Annotated in this window: 15 protein-coding genes and 2 pseudogenes; 13 read left to right on the forward strand and 4 right to left on the reverse strand. The window is 43.7% G+C overall.

Annotation, left to right across the window (positions count from 1 at the left end; translation table 11 throughout):
- Window positions 1-10: 10 nt before the first annotated feature.
- From QUE24_RS10900 to QUE24_RS10915, 4 genes are read left to right on the forward strand one after another with little or no spacing between them, the layout of a single operon-like run.
- Complete coding sequence (locus QUE24_RS10900; protein ID WP_286303863.1) at window positions 11-553, forward strand: chorismate--pyruvate lyase family protein; 543 nt, start codon at window positions 11-13, stop codon at window positions 551-553.
- A complete protein-coding gene (ubiA, locus tag QUE24_RS10905) occupies window positions 550-1428 on the forward strand; it encodes a 4-hydroxybenzoate octaprenyltransferase (protein ID WP_286303864.1) in 879 nt (292 codons plus the stop codon). Before QUE24_RS10900 ends, ubiA begins: the two co-directional genes overlap by 4 nt.
- On the forward strand, window positions 1425-1922 hold the full coding sequence (locus QUE24_RS10910; RefSeq protein WP_286303865.1) for a hypothetical protein: 498 nt from the start codon (window positions 1425-1427) through the stop codon (window positions 1920-1922). Before ubiA ends, QUE24_RS10910 begins: the two co-directional genes overlap by 4 nt.
- 36 nt (window positions 1923-1958) lie before the next feature.
- On the forward strand, window positions 1959-2783 hold the full coding sequence (locus tag QUE24_RS10915; protein ID WP_286303866.1) for a thermonuclease family protein: 825 nt from the start codon (window positions 1959-1961) through the stop codon (window positions 2781-2783).
- Between the two features lie 3 nt (window positions 2784-2786).
- Here QUE24_RS10915 and QUE24_RS10920 read toward each other — a convergent pair whose 3' ends face one another.
- From QUE24_RS10920 to QUE24_RS10930, 3 genes are read right to left on the reverse strand one after another with little or no spacing between them, the layout of a single operon-like run.
- The gene (locus QUE24_RS10920; protein ID WP_286303867.1) at window positions 2787-3215 is read right to left on the reverse strand and encodes a potassium channel family protein; all 429 of its coding nucleotides are present in this window, start codon (window positions 3213-3215) and stop codon (window positions 2787-2789) included.
- Complete coding sequence (locus QUE24_RS10925) at window positions 3216-4280, reverse strand: GGDEF domain-containing protein (protein ID WP_286303868.1); 1065 nt, start codon at window positions 4278-4280, stop codon at window positions 3216-3218.
- Between the two features lie 38 nt (window positions 4281-4318).
- Window positions 4319-5029 (reverse strand): ComF family protein, encoded by a 711-nt coding sequence (locus QUE24_RS10930; protein WP_286303869.1) that lies wholly within the window; start codon window positions 5027-5029, stop codon window positions 4319-4321.
- Between the two features lie 42 nt (window positions 5030-5071).
- On the opposite strand from QUE24_RS10930, the pseudogene bioB reads away from it, so the two are divergent.
- From bioB to QUE24_RS10975, 9 genes and pseudogenes are all read left to right on the forward strand, one after another.
- Window positions 5072-6084, forward strand: a pseudogene (gene bioB, locus QUE24_RS10935) (biotin synthase BioB).
- Between the two features lie 15 nt (window positions 6085-6099).
- Window positions 6100-7275, forward strand: coding sequence for an 8-amino-7-oxononanoate synthase (gene bioF / locus QUE24_RS10940; RefSeq protein ID WP_286303870.1), 1176 nt, complete (start codon window positions 6100-6102; stop codon window positions 7273-7275).
- Window positions 7265-8026 (forward strand): pimeloyl-ACP methyl ester esterase BioH, encoded by a 762-nt coding sequence (bioH, locus tag QUE24_RS10945; RefSeq protein ID WP_286303871.1) that lies wholly within the window; start codon window positions 7265-7267, stop codon window positions 8024-8026. Before bioF ends, bioH begins: the two co-directional genes overlap by 11 nt.
- Window positions 8019-8912, forward strand: a complete 894-nt coding sequence (bioC, locus tag QUE24_RS10950; protein WP_286303872.1) for a malonyl-ACP O-methyltransferase BioC — start codon at window positions 8019-8021, stop codon at window positions 8910-8912. The genes bioH and bioC overlap by 8 nt, the downstream gene beginning before the upstream one ends.
- Window positions 8909-9573: pseudogene (gene bioD / locus QUE24_RS10955) on the forward strand (dethiobiotin synthase). Before bioC ends, bioD begins: the two are co-directional and overlap by 4 nt.
- Window positions 9574-9844: 271 nt before the next feature.
- On the forward strand, window positions 9845-10117 hold the full coding sequence (locus QUE24_RS10960) for an antibiotic biosynthesis monooxygenase family protein (protein ID WP_350226614.1): 273 nt from the start codon (window positions 9845-9847) through the stop codon (window positions 10115-10117).
- A gap of 100 nt (window positions 10118-10217) precedes the next feature.
- Window positions 10218-10823, forward strand: a complete 606-nt coding sequence (locus QUE24_RS10965) for a hypothetical protein (protein WP_286303874.1) — start codon at window positions 10218-10220, stop codon at window positions 10821-10823.
- Window positions 10824-10939: 116 nt separating this feature from the next.
- The gene (locus QUE24_RS10970; protein ID WP_286303875.1) at window positions 10940-12646 is read left to right on the forward strand and encodes a P-loop NTPase fold protein; all 1707 of its coding nucleotides are present in this window, start codon (window positions 10940-10942) and stop codon (window positions 12644-12646) included.
- Window positions 12647-12763: 117 nt separating this feature from the next.
- A complete protein-coding gene (locus QUE24_RS10975) occupies window positions 12764-13753 on the forward strand; it encodes a hypothetical protein (RefSeq protein WP_286303876.1) in 990 nt (329 codons plus the stop codon).
- 247 nt (window positions 13754-14000) lie between these two features.
- Here the strand turns inward: QUE24_RS10975 and QUE24_RS10980 are convergent, their stop codons facing one another.
- Window positions 14001-14645, reverse strand: a complete 645-nt coding sequence (locus QUE24_RS10980) for a helix-turn-helix domain-containing protein (protein ID WP_286303877.1) — start codon at window positions 14643-14645, stop codon at window positions 14001-14003.
- Window positions 14646-14812: the final 167 nt, after the last annotated feature.

Below are 14812 nucleotides of genomic sequence, written 5' to 3' on the forward strand. Positions count from 1 at the left end.
TGGATTTTAAATGAAGCATTGGACACACTGGCTGCCAGCCCGAAAACAATCATTACCCTATGATTTACGTGAGTGGTTGACAGATACGGGGTCACTTACCAAACGACTGCAACATGTCAGTGAGCACGCGGTGAATGTCGAGTTATTACACTACGATTGGCAAACCGCTTTGCCTGAAGAAAGTCTGTTTTTACAGCAACCTTTGCAACGTATTCAGTTGGGTCGTGAGGTATTGTTGTGTGATGGTGATACGCCTGAAATCTATGCCAGAACAATTATTCCTCAATCCACCTATCAAGTCTTGCCGTCTCGGTTCGATAACCTAGGTGTAAAGCCATTGGGCCAAATGTTATTTGATGAACCCTCCCTAAGCCGGAGTGAGATTCAGGTGGCGCAACTCACACCGCAACATTGGTTGTATCAATTGGCTACAGAAGCTTTGGATATTTGTCCTGATGTTTTATGGGCAAGACGATCATGTTTTTATTTGAAAGGTCAGCCCGTACTGGTGTGTGAAATATTTCTGCCTTCAGAAAAATGGAGTCATGTGTGAGAGAGGTTCAACGACGTGTTATGCCTTATATTCAGTTGATGCGACTGGATAGACCCATTGGCATATTACTTTTGTTATGGCCAACATTATCCGCTTTGTGGATTGCTGCAGAAGGCCTGCCTGATATCACGGTGCTGGTGGTTTTTATCTTGGGCGTCATCCTAATGCGCTCAGCTGGCTGTGCGATCAATGATTTTGCCGATAGGGAAATTGATGGCAGCGTCTGGCGAACTCAAAACCGCCCTTTAGCAACAGGTGAGCTGACTGCCCGGCAAGCCATCTATGTTTTTATCGGCATGGCATTGGTGGCGTTTATATTAGTATCGTTGCTGAATACGTTGACCATTTGGTTATCGTTGGGTGGTGTTTTCCTTGCCGCGACATACCCTTTCATGAAGCGTTATACCTATTTCCCTCAGATTTATTTAGGCATGGCATTCGGTTGGGCCATTCCAATGGCTTTTGCCGCACAGACTAATTCTGTGCCGGTGATGGCTTGGTTACTTTTCTTAGCCAATATAATCTGGACAACCATGTATGACACCTTTTACGCGATGGCAGACAGAGAGGATGATTTGCTGGCCGGGGTGAAATCCACAGCGGTATTATTTGGCGATGATGATCTGATTATCCAAGGCATGATGCAGGTGGCTTATATTTTTGTCATGGTGTTGATTGGTGTCCAGTTAGAGATGAGTTTTATCTTTTACTTAGGGCTGTGTGTTGCTGGGGGCTTATTTGCCTATCAACAATTTTTGGCAAAAGATCGACAGCCGCAGCGCTGTTTACAGGCTTTTTTAAATAATAACTGGGTTGGCTTAGCTATCTTTCTAAGTCTGGTCATTCATTACAGTATTTTGTCGGTGGGCAAATGAACGCAATAGCAGAAATCTCTTCTTCGAGTTTGCAGCAGCAAGTCGATGCTTTGGCTGAGGCAATGGATGACCTCAACCCCATGTTAAAGAAAATGCGTTTACTCGCTTCCAATGCGGTCAGCGCAGCAGCAAGGGCAGGTTCTGAAGGTGATGCTTTTCGTGTACTGACTCAAGGAATTCAGGAGTTAGGTCTGGAAATCAAACATGAAATCGATCATTGCAAAGAGCTATTGCAGACACTTGCAGACACCGAGTCTGGTGTAGAAAAGAAAAGAGTATTATTTCAGATTAAAACTACATTAGAAGAGTTACCTGCGGCCGTCGCTAAAGGTGATTATCTGGCGATTTATTGTTCTGTAGAAGCCGCACATGCCGAAACGCATGCGACTCGATTTAACTCAGTTGCCCAAATGTTGAAATCATTAATTTCTGATCTCAGAGGAGAGATTTCTAAGCAGAAAACGCTTATAGACAATATGCTAGAACAAGCATAATTATTACTTACTATCGTTATTCATGGAGGAAAAACGATGCGATGGATCATGGTGTTTATCACCTTCATCATATCCGTGGTTTGTCATGCCACAACGGTTTATCAATCACAGAATGAGCAGGGACAGACGCTTTATTCTGACCAGCCATCTGCCAATGCGACCTTACTCACGCTCAAATCCAGCCCAAATCGTTATAGAGTTAAGCTCAAACGGGTGATTGATGGAGACACCATTGAGTTACAGTCTGGCCAGATTATTCGCTTACTAGGTATCAACACCCCTGAAATCCAGAGCCGTTACCATGACGCTGAGGCCGGTGGCGAACAGGCAAAAAAATGGCTAATCAATACCCTAAGTCATGGCGATTTTTTCATTGAGTATGACCAGCAGCAACGCGATAAATATGATCGTGCTTTAGCCCATTGTTTTCTGCCTGATGGACAATATTTGAATGCCATGTTGGTTGAAGAAGGGCTAGCCTCGCTGACACTGATTCCACCTAATTTGCGATACAGCGATAAACTTATTGAAGCTCAAAGCAGGGCCGAACAAGCCAAAAAAGGGATCTGGTCAATGGCTGACTATCGTGTAAAGCGTTTGTCTGACTTAAAAGCCGGCGTCAGCTATCGTGGTTGGCAACGTATCAGACTGAAACTTAAGGCCATCAAGCAAGGTAAAAACACGACATTCCTACAGGCAAATAAACGGTTCAAACTTGCGATTAAAAAGAAAGACAGCGTTTATTTTGAGGACTGGAAGCATTACCTGAATCAAACGGTTGAAGTGCGTGGCTGGATACATCGGCAGGGTAAACAGTTTTATATGAATGTCAGACACCCTTCAGCAATAATAACCCCATAAAAATTAACGTTTTGGCCAGTATTTTTGCATTTCCAGAAATACAAAAGAAGCCGACCAGGTAATCATCACCAAGCCTGTCAATGACTCCAGTCCGGTTAAAAAGCGGATATATCCTGTGGGTTCGATATCACCAAACCCCAGCGTCGTGTAGGTTGTGAAAGAAAAGTAACTACAGTCCAGCAGGCTGGAGTCAATATTTCCCATCAAATTACCAAAGCCATCTGCATGCAACATCAGGTAATAGCCGATAGCAAACAGCCAAATTTCCACAATATGCGCCACCATGACCACCATCACCGCCAATAAAACCCGGTAACGATGAATAATATGCAGCGCAGGAAGACGTTTCGCTAACTGGTATAGGGTTTCGTAGTGGATCAAAATGGTGGTGACGAAAATAACTGTATTAATAGCAAAGGTGGTGAGTAACATTTAACGTGCCTGTTTGACTTGGTTTCGGCCCGATAACTTAGCGGCATAAACGGCTTGGTCAGCCGCCGCAACCAGCGATTTGGTGTCATGTATGTGGCTATGTTGAGCCAGCGTTGCGGTACCGATAGAAAGGGTGGCATGAATCATTTTGCCGGAAGGAATGGTGAAGTCTGTTTTTTCTACTCGATGACGAATTTGTTCGGCAATTAAGCCTGCATCTTCCGCGCTAGTGTCAGCGAGCAAAATAACAAATTCTTCTCCACCATAGCGAGCGAGCACATCGCTATTACGCAAACGATCATTTAACAGTTGTGATACTTGCTTGAGAACAGCGTCTCCCGCTTGGTGACCATAGTGATCATTGATGCGTTTAAAAAAATCCAGATCAATAAACAGGCAGGATAGTGGGCTATTGATACGTTTGGCCCGACTGACTTCTTCACTGATACGTTGATCAAAAAAACGGCGGTTGTTAATGCCGGTTAATGGGTCACGTAAACCGACTAATTTAATGTGTTCATGTAACCGTGCGTTTTCCAGGCAGGCAGACATGACGGCCGCCAAATGTTCCAGAAACTGCGTGCCGATATTGCTTTCAAAGCGATTCGGATTACGGCTGCCCAAATTAAGACTACCGATTAATACGTTATGTCTGATTAACGGCAGTAAGGCAATTGAGCCAAGTTCGGCTTGGTCTGGAAATAAGAAAGCATGTTGATGTGGTGAATAACGGATAAGGCGAGTTTTACGTAGCGGGCTGAAATACTGATTTAACAAATGGGCCGATTCAGTAAATATCAGTTTATCGAGCCACGAGGATTTGACGGGCTGCGCTTCAACCAAGCGCTGAAATTCATATTCAGGATCGTGTAACAGCAATGTGACATCAGTCAGTTGAAAACGCTCTTTATGCTCTTCAAGCACAATCCCCAGTAGTTCATGAAGATTGTTACTAGCAAGCAACGCCAGTTCATATTCCTGGAAATTGGTTTGTTTTCGCTCATTGCTTTTAGCGATGCGAAGTAGTTCGTCCAAACGTGCTTGTAAGGTGGCGATATCTTGCATCCAAACGCCTTATGAGCCTAAGTGTTATTTAGTGAATATTAATAATGGCTTATTGCACGTGCAATTGTCCATACTTCTATGATTTTTACACCTGCTCGCTTTAATTCACGTGCTGCTTCATGTGTTGTCGCACCGGATGTCATGACATCGTCAATAATGGCCACATGTTCAGGCACGAACTCTGACAAATACTGAAAAGCATGTCGCATGTTTTTATGTCGCTGTTTCGCATTAAGTTGGGTCTGGTTGGCGGTTTTTTTGATACGCTTCAGTAAGTTTGGCTGGCAGGAAATGTTCAATAGTGCAGCCAGTTTTTCCGCAAATAATAATGATTGGTTATACCCACGTTGACGAAGGCGACTAGTATGAAGAGGTATGGGAATCAATACTTCCGGTAGTGAATTCAGTGAATGCTGTTTTATAAATTCTCGTGCACAGAGATCAGCAATCTGAACTTGCCGGTGATACTTCAGGGCAGACATCATTCTGGGAACGGTTTGCTCGTAACGATACAGACTGAGACTGATATCCTGTACCGGCGGCTTTTTCAGACATTGTCCGCAAATATGTCCAGATGCCAATGGTATGGCGCAACGAAGACAATGTTGTTTGATAAGCGGTAATTCATTGATGCAACCCTGACAAAGGGCATGTTCTTCTGTCGGCAGTCCACAGAGTAAACACGGAATTGGAAATACTTTCCTGTATAATTGTCGGAATTGTTGTGTCAGTGAGAGCAGATTTGCCATGACATGACCTAATTTAATCCTTTAAATCAGTAAAGAGTCATCATGCCTGAGAATGTAGCAGAAACCCAAGCAACAATCCGCAACGACTGGAGCCAGCAAGAGGTTGAAGCCTTATTTGCTATGCCCTTTAACGACCTGATGTTTAAAGCACAAACCGTTCATCGTGCTAACTTTGATGCCAATGCGGTGCAGATTAGTACCTTATTAAGTATCAAAACTGGTGGTTGTGCCGAAGACTGTGGTTATTGCCCACAAAGTGCACACCATGAATCAGCCGTCAAAGCAGAACCTTTGATGCCGCTTGATGAAGTCATGAAATCAGCCAATGAAGCGAAAGAGGCGGGTGCTAATCGTTTTTGTATGGGCGCTGCATGGCGTAGCCTGAAAGACCGTGATCTGGAACGCGTTGCAGAAATGGTCGAAGGTGTGAAAAGTTTAGGTCTGGAAACTTGCGTCACACTGGGCATGCTGGAAGAGCATCAAGCCAAGCGCTTAAAAGATGCGGGTCTGGATTACTACAATCACAACCTGGATACCTCACCTGAATTTTACGGTGAAATTATTACTACCCGCACCTATGAAGACCGTCTGAATACCTTAAGCCATGTCCGTGATGCCGGTATTAATGTATGCAGCGGCGGTATTGTGGGCATGGGCGAAGGTCGCAATGACCGTGCTGGTTTATTAATCAGCCTGGCAAATCTGCCAACACAACCACAAAGCGTGCCGATCAATTTATTAGTTCAAGTTGAAGGTACACCATTAGATGGTGTGGATAATCTGGATCCTATCGAGTTTGTTCGTACCATTGCTGTTGCCCGTATCATGATGCCGAAATCATTTGTGCGTTTATCAGCCGGTCGTGAGCATATGACTGATGAGTTACAAGCCATGTGTTTCTGGCTGGCGCTAACTCAATTTTCTATGGTGAAAAACTATTAACCACTGACAACCCAGATACCAATCATGATCAGCAATTGTTCAAACGTTTAGGTATCACACCTTGGGTTGGTGAAGAAAAAACAGAAGAACGCAGCTGTTCTTCAGCAGCCTAACGTCTCCAGTTTCGAGTGGCCAAACTCCCTTGGCATAATGAACTGACCGCCGCTTTAGCTGAACGCAAAGCGGCGGGTCGTTATCGACAAAATCGTCTCAGAGTCGGTGAGCAGGGTGTGCATATTCACCTTGCAGATAAAACCGTATTGTCTTTTTGCAGTAATGATTATCTCGGTCTTGCTGCCCATCCTGATATCAAACAAGCTTTCAAAGAGGCGGTAGACAAAGAGGGTGTCGGCAGTGGTGCTGCCCATTTGTTGACCGGTCATAGTTATTATCATCAGGCGTTGGAAGAAAAACTGGCCGACTTCACGGGGCAACAACGTGTGTTGTTGTTTTCGACGGGCTATATGGCCAATCTGGGTGTGATCGATGGTTTACTGAGCCGTGGTGATGCGGTAATTCAGGATAAATGGAATCATGCTTCGTTATTAGACGGTGGTCGTCTCACCGACGCCGAACAGTTACGTTACCCTCACGCGGATATGAGTCTATTACACAAACGACTCCATAATGCCGCCACAGCAAAACACCGACTTATCGTCAGTGATGGCGTATTCAGTATGGATGGTGATATCGCGCCATTACCCGAGATTATGGCTTTGTCCGAGCAACATCGCGCAGCCGTTCTTATCGATGATGCGCATGGTTTTGGTGTCATTGGTGAAGGTGGTCGTGGCACGGTATCGCATTATCAAATCACAGCCGATAAGGCGCCGATTGTAGTGGGGACCTTAGGTAAAGCTATTGGTACAGGCGGTGCTTTTGTCGCTGCTGATGAACTGGTCATTGAAACCTTAATTCAACAAGCGCGTAGTTATGTCTATACCACGGCACAGCCGCCGGCGATTGCCGCGGCAACACTTGCAAGTCTGGAGCTGGTGGAAACTGAACAATGGCGACGTGACAAACTTCAGCAATTAATTCAGCAATTCAGACAAGGTGCTGAACAACTCGGTCTGGAACTGATGTGTTCGGAAACGCCAATACAACCAGTTATTATCGGTGAAGATAAAAAGGCACTGGAGATAGGGGCGAAATTAGAAGAACAAGGCATTCTGGTTGGGGTTATCCGCCCACCAACGGTGCCAAAAAATACTGCCAGATTGAGAATTACCTTTTCTGCTGCCCATACAGAACAGGATGTAGACAGACTGCTTGTCGCTTTGGAGCAAGCGTATGCACATTAAAAGCATAGGTCAGGGACCCGACTTAGTATTGGTTCACGGCTGGAGTATGCATAGCGGTGTTTGGTCACCTTTGCTTGAATTACTCTCCGAGCACTTTCGCTGTCATCTGGTCGATTTACCCGGACATGGTCAAAGTGAATGGCATGAAGGGGATTTTGAGTTAAAGCGGCTTTTAGACAATTTGTCGTTGGCTCTCCCTCAAGAAGCTATCTGGTTAGGGTGGTCCTTAGGTGGCATGGTCGCTTTGGCTATGACGCATAATTACCCTGAGAAAGTCAAAAAACTGATTTTACTGGCAAGTAATCCATGTTTTGTGCAAACAGACGACTGGCCTTGTGCGATGGCTGCTGAGGTGTTTAATAACTTTTCAGCGAGTTTAGCTGAGGATCAACAGCTGACCTTGCAGCGGTTTATTATGTTGCAAGCAAAAGGCGCGAATCAGCCCCGACAAGTGATAAAGCAATTAAGCGAACAACTGGCTCAACAGCATGAACCCGAACCAGAGGCATTAAAGGCAGGCTTAAAGTGTCTGGCTGAATGGGATTTACGAGATACGCTTGCCAGCGTAAATTGCCCCACACAAATGATCTTGGCAGAGAATGATCACCTTATTCCCGTGTCATTAGCGGAATATGTACAGAAGTTGCAGCCAAAACTGCGTATTGATGTCATGCCGGGATTAGGCCACGCGCCGTTTATTTCGCAGCCTCAGCAATGCCAATTAGTGATAGAACAATTTATCCATGAGTGAATATCGTCCCGATAAAAAAAGTGTGGCTCAGTCATTTTCTGCCGCCGCCGAGCATTACGATGATGTGGCTGTGTTGCAAAGACAAACAGCCGATGAATTATTAGAGCGCTTGTCGTACATCACTATCGAACCACAAACGATAGTAGATCTTGGGGCAGGGACGGGACGCAATTTATCGTTATTGCAAAAGCGTTATCCTCATGCCCAATTAGTTGCTGTCGATATCTCACCACAAATGTTAAAGCAGGCTGACAAGCGTTATCGGCATGATCAAGGCATTAAACGCTGGTTACCAAAACACAAACGTTTACAGGTATTAGCGGGTGATGCCGAAGCTATCCCGTTAGCTGATAACTGCGTCGACCTTATTTATGCCAACTTGTCGTTGCAATGGTGTGATCCTAAACGTTGTTTCAGTGAAATATTTAGGGTGCTCAAACCTCAGGGGCTATTGATGTTTACCAGTTTGGGGCCGGACACCTTGACGGAACTACGTCAGGCTTGGGCTGAAGTCGATACCTACCCACATGTTAATTTATTCTATGACATGCATGATGTGGGTGATGCCATGACAGCCAGCGGCTTGGCGGACTGTGTGCTGGATATGGAGCCTTACACGTTGAGCTACAACGATGCGATGAGTGTGATGCGCGACCTGAAAATCCTTGGTGCACGTAATGTGAATGAAGGCCGCCGTCGTGGCCTGACAGGCAAACAATTGATGCAAAAAGTGGTTTCCGCCTATGAAACATTTCGCCAAGCTGACGGTTTACCTGCCAGCTATGAAGTCATTTTTGGCCATGCGTGGAAATTAGCTCAATCAGGCCAATGCCGAACGGATGACGATAGTGTTTATATCCCGATCAGTGAGATCAAACGATTATGACCAGCACACATTTTTTTATAACAGGTACAGATACTGAAGTAGGCAAGACCTTCATCAGTGTGGGCTTGGTATCTCTACTGCAACAACAAGGCTATAAAACAGTTGGCATGAAGCCGATTGCCAGCGGTTGTGAATGGTTAGATGGGCAGTGGAAAAATGAGGATGCACTCGCTCTAATCAAACAAAGTCAGACAGATTTAGATTATTCACTGATTAATCCCTATGCCTTTGAACCAGCTATTGCGCCCCATATTGCAGCTGAGCGAGAAGGAGTAACACTCTCTCTTGCCAACATTAAAAGCAACTATGATTTGATCGCGGAACAAGCAGACGCAGTCATTGTGGAGGGGGCGGGGGCTGGTATGTACCACTAAACGCAGAAAGCACCATGGCCGATCTTGCTGTTAAACTTCAATTGCCTGTGATTTTGGTGGTGGCAATTAAACTCGGTTGTATTAATCATGCCTTATTAACCGTGGCAGCCATTGAACAACATGGTCTCAAACTGGCTGGCTGGGTGGCGAATCATGTGGCTGAACAATCAGAATCAACGGAAATGATAGAGACCTTAACGAGCCGAATTGATGCCCCCTGCTTGGGAGTGGTCCCTCATCTTAACGACCATCAGTCGGCAGCCAGTTTCCTGCGACTACCTGAATAAAATCATTAAATTACTTTATAAAACCGCCTTCCCAAAATAAGTAATGTCAGGCACTATTTTTCATTACTAGTTCAAAAAATTGGCCTCATAATTCAAAAGCAATAAATAAAAATTGATTAATAATCAATTTATCATATTTTTTAAAATGAATTATAAAGCCGCCTGTTTAATATTTATTATGAGGCCAGCGGCCTCATAAAATAGACTTTTAAATGCCTAGAGGTATCTATGTCAGAGATAGCCAAAACTACTGGGCCGCCGTTATGCGGTCATTTTCAGTAGCCATCTCTCCGAGAGCGACAATGGTTACGGGGAAATGGCAGACAGGATGGTTAAGTTAGCAGCTATACAACCTGGCTTCTTGGGTATGGAGTCCATCCGAGAGGATTTGGGTATCACCGTATCCTATTGGAAAACCTTGGAGTCCATTACCAATTGGAAAAAGAACGTAGAGCATCGAGAAGCTCAGCGACTTGGCCACCAAAATTGGTACTCTACGTTTCGAGTTCGTATTGCGAGGGTGGAGCGTGAGTACGGCATTTAACCAGTCAATTAAGTACGTTCCCGGCCTGGCGGCTGCTCACCGGAGGCCCTAGTCGGACGCCGCTTATCATTAGCTTTGAAAACCAAAATGGAGTTTGTTAATGGAGAAAGAAATAGTTGGAGCCGCAGCAACGATAATAGCTGCTTTAGTGACGCTGCTTGGTGCAATTTATACCCACAGAAAAACGGCGGAAAATGCCAAAGTTTCTGAGTCGTCCAGGGATGAGCTTGTTAGAATCTCAAGAGAGTCTGAGGAAAGACATAGTAGGAGCTTGTCATTGCTTAATTCCCGGTTGGAACAGGCCGTTCATAAGGCGAATAGTATATACTCGAGAAAGTTAGAAATACTCAGTGGTGCGTTTAATATTCTTGGAGAAATAAGTTTTTTAGTTGAGAGCTATTTGACTCCATACATTGAGCACTCTGGCTCCGGGCGAGCAGAAAAAATGGAACAGGCATGTGCCAAGTTTGAAGACCTCAGAAAATATCATATGGCGAATTCGATATTCTTTGACTCTGAGGATGTTCTTGGTGAGTCAATGGGAAAAATTATGGAAGAGCTAAACCGGATCAACAACCTAAATACCAGTAGCGGGACGAACCAAAACTACTGGCTTGAGCAAGTTGATGCCTTCCAAACTGTAATCAAGCCAGCAGTCGAATCAGTCAAAGAACAGTTCCAACGAACCCTTGAGCTATCAGATTGATTTTTAACAAGTGGCTGTTGTCGGACGCTCATACGCTGGCGCTCCACTGGGCCGCTAAGCCAAAATGTAATGCCTAATCAAATTTCCAGCGAACCAATTAGATTTGGAACTTAAAAATGACGGAAAAAGCCTATCTCTCCATCAAGAACGTTAAAGATTGTCTTATAAGATTTTTAGAGTCTGATCAAGCTTCGGTTGTTGCGATACGCGGCGCATGGGGTGTAGGGAAAACGCATTTTTGGAATGAACTAGTTACCGAAGTTGCAAATAGTAGGATTCACTCAAGTATAAAATCATACTCTTATATTTCGCTTTTTGGAGTAGATTCACTAGAAGGCTTTAAATACTCAATATTTGAAAATACAGTTCCAAAAAACATGATAGGGAAACCAATTACTCTTGAATCTTTTTCAGAAAATGTTGCAACGGTTTCACAGATTCTCGGGAAGAAGGCGCTGAAGTCCATTTTTAGTACCAAACCATTAAGCGGGTTTTCAAGAGCAGTCGATTCGGCCTCCTTTTTGTCTGTAAGAAACTCATTAATTTGCGTGGATGATTTGGAGCGAAAAGGTGAGAAGTTATCAGCGAAAGACTCACTTGGCCTGATCTCATACTTAAAAGAGAATCGTTTTTGCAAAATTGTTCTGCTACTAAATGATGGTGAAGATGGAATGGAGGACTATTTAAAGTACAGAGAGAAAGTTGTAGATATTGAGTTGAAATACTGTCCGAGTGTCAAAGATAATGTAAGCATTGCTTTTAATTCTGACGAAAATGTTTTCAGTATTGCGAGTGAATATGCTTGCAATCTTGGCTCATCAAACATTAGAACACTTTTTAAAACGAAACGTTATCTTCTAATTTTATCGCCGATATTAAATGATGTTGAAGTCGAGGTACAAAAAGAAATTGTGAGTTCAGTGGTGCTGTATTGTTTGTGTTTTTATCGAGCGGGTAATCCATCAATTCCACCATTAGATTATGTCGTTAATCTGGGGAATAAATTGTTCGGGCTAGGGAATAATAAAGAAATCACCGATCAAGAAAAGCCTTGGCATAGATTACTGCTGAATTTTGGCTATCGGTCTACGAATCAACTTGATAAAACGCTTGCTCAGGGTATTGAAGCAGGCTTTTTTGACTTGGAAGAAGTGAATAGATTGGCGGTTGCTCGAAACGATGAAGTTCGTCAACAGAAGTCAGCACAGGAATTTCATGATGCCTGGGACCTTTATCATAATACGTTCGAGGATAATGAGGATCAGCTTGTTGAAGCTTTGCAGAATAGTTTGGTTAAGAATGCCCAAACAGTCAGTCCGACTAACTTAAATGGTACTGTTGTTCTCTTGAGGGATTTGGGTCATGAAGAGGCCGCAGACAAACTTATTCAGCAATACGTATTGGCACGTAAAGAACAGCCACAAATTTTCGATCTTAATAACTACGCTTTCGGAGGAGATGTTACTGACGAAAAAATCCGAGATATTTTCACATCAGAGCATGAAAAAATTGATAACCGTCCCTCACTTATTGATGTCCTAGAGCGATTGTCATCGACAAATGGATGGTCACCTATTGATGAAGAGGTTCTAGCTGAATCGGCTCCTGAAGATTACGTTAAAATATTCGATAGTGAAACAGGTGAACATCTTGATCGATACGTCAGGGTTGGACTGAAATTCAAGGAATGGTCAAACGGTAATGATGTTAGAGAAAAAATCGGCTCTAATGTCGAAGAGGCCCTTAGAATCATTGGGCGACGGTCTCGTTTAAATCAGCGTAGGGCTAAGAAGTTCGGAGTTGTAGTAGAAAATGACGCATAAAAATTTGCAGCAGTTCACGCTTGTGGCGTCAGACGCTCGTTCCTCGCGCCGCTGTGCAAGGCGTTATGAGAGTTAAGCCATTGAGACTGATTACCGAATAAGGTTTATGGAGAAGTTTTGAAAGAGTCTGAGTTGGTTGAACTATTGAATCCTCCCGAAGGTGCTAGTCGCCATTGGCTTCAACAGCGTGGCAGAACCTTCGAGCGTGTCCTAAATCGGATGTTGTTGATAGAAAAAATGGAGCCGCGCACCAGTATGCGGCCATCTGGTGAAGAAATAGATGGTTCCTTTGCAATGGGCAATAGCTTCTATTTGCTTGAAGCTAAATGGCATGCGTCTCCTATTCCTGCTTCAGCTTTATATTCGTTCAAAGGAAAGGTTGATGGAAAACTCATCGGAACAATCGGAGTATTCTTTTCGATGTCTGATTATAGTAAGGATGCTGTGGACGCATTATTAAATGGAAAAGAGTTAAACCTAATCCTCTTTGGGCATAAAGATCTTCTGCTTGTAGATTCGGGGAAAATAACTCTACGTGAGGCAATGCGTATAAAGTTGCGCTATGCTGCTGATTATGGTCAGCCTTTCTATCCATTGGAAACATACCTTTCGGAAACGGAACAAGTTGATCAGTTCTCTGTTGATCAAGGCACAAGCCAGAAGTGGAGCATAATTGTTGAAGGTGAAGACGATGGCCGCACAATTAACGTCTTGCTAGAGCGCTTCGATGTTGCAAGAGATTACATTGTAATACCTGCTGGCGGTCATTTGGCTGTAGCGCAACTCGCAGAGTACCTTATTTCAAATAATTCAAAGAATGTGGCAGCAATAATTACTCCTCTATCTGATCCTGATGTTCAGAAAGATCAGCTAAATAGACTTTCAAAGGTTGGTGCGCACACCATTGTTTTAAATCAGGATATTGAAAATTGGCTTAATAATTATGTCTCTGTGGAATATCACAATGCGACTTTCGGGCTTACTAATCGCAATGGAAAGATGGCTCGCCGATATGCCAGAAATGCAGACATAAAAGAGCTTCTAAAGAATAATCCATCATTTTCCGATTTAATGGTAAAGCTTAACGCTAACCCAAAGGCTCAATAGTTTTTAATAAATATTGCAAAGATGCATAACACAAGACCAATGGGGTCAGACTCGATTGGTATGATTGATGTAGGGGGATTAAGTTATTTAGACTCAAATTCTTCTCATTATTCAAGGATTGAACAATGGCCCGCTTACCTAGATATTTGGCGTCAAGTTAGAATTTATCAAGAATAGCCTCATCACACTGCGGCCAATATTAAAAAGTAAGCTATTTTTACACTGACTCTAAATACTTAAAAACAGGCTAGTTTTTGTAACTATCGTCTTCAAAGTCATCCAGACTATCGTAGTAGATGATAGCTAAGTACTGAATCGGCATTTGTACTTTGGTTTCAGGTCGATGAGGCTGCTCTGCCTGGAATGTCAGTGAATCGCCCGGTTCGAGTACAAAGCGCTCATCACCCACGGTGTATTCGAGTTTACCTTCCAGCATGTAGATGAACTCTGTACCGGCATGTTCAAACGGATCAAACACTTCACTTTCTTCAGTTAGCGTAATCAAAAACGGTTCAAACAGTTTTTTCGGACCGGTGTCATACGCTAATAATTGATAGGTATGACCACTTTTTGTGCCACGACGAACGACTTCCATTCCTTCGCCATTCTTCACATATTGAGCGCCGCCAATAGGGGTGTCGTAATCATGAAACAAGCGTGAGAGTTTAACGCCGAGAGCATTGGCTAAATGTTCTAGTTTTTCCAAGCTGGGTGAGGTCAGTCCATTCTCGATCTTACTCAACATACCGCGACTGACATTGGCTCGCATAGCGACATCCGCAATGGTTAATCCATTTTCAGTACGAATATGGCGCAGCGTATTTCCCAGATGTTTATCTAACGACTGATGTGTCGCAGTTTCAGTCGTCACTATCGTTTGCTGTTTGCTCACGGCAAGAATACTCCGTCTTCTTTTAGGCTGTTCTGCCTGATTATACCTGAGGTTTTTTTATTTATCCGGCTTAAATGTTTCCTATTGTGAAAAAAAGTTTACAAGACTATTGACATGTTTTTTTCGACATGAGTAAATAGAACCATGTTTCATCACATGAAATTTTG

The organism is Methylophaga marina (assembly GCF_030296755.1).
GTDB classification, from domain to species: Bacteria; Pseudomonadota; Gammaproteobacteria; order Nitrosococcales; family Methylophagaceae; genus Methylophaga; species Methylophaga marina.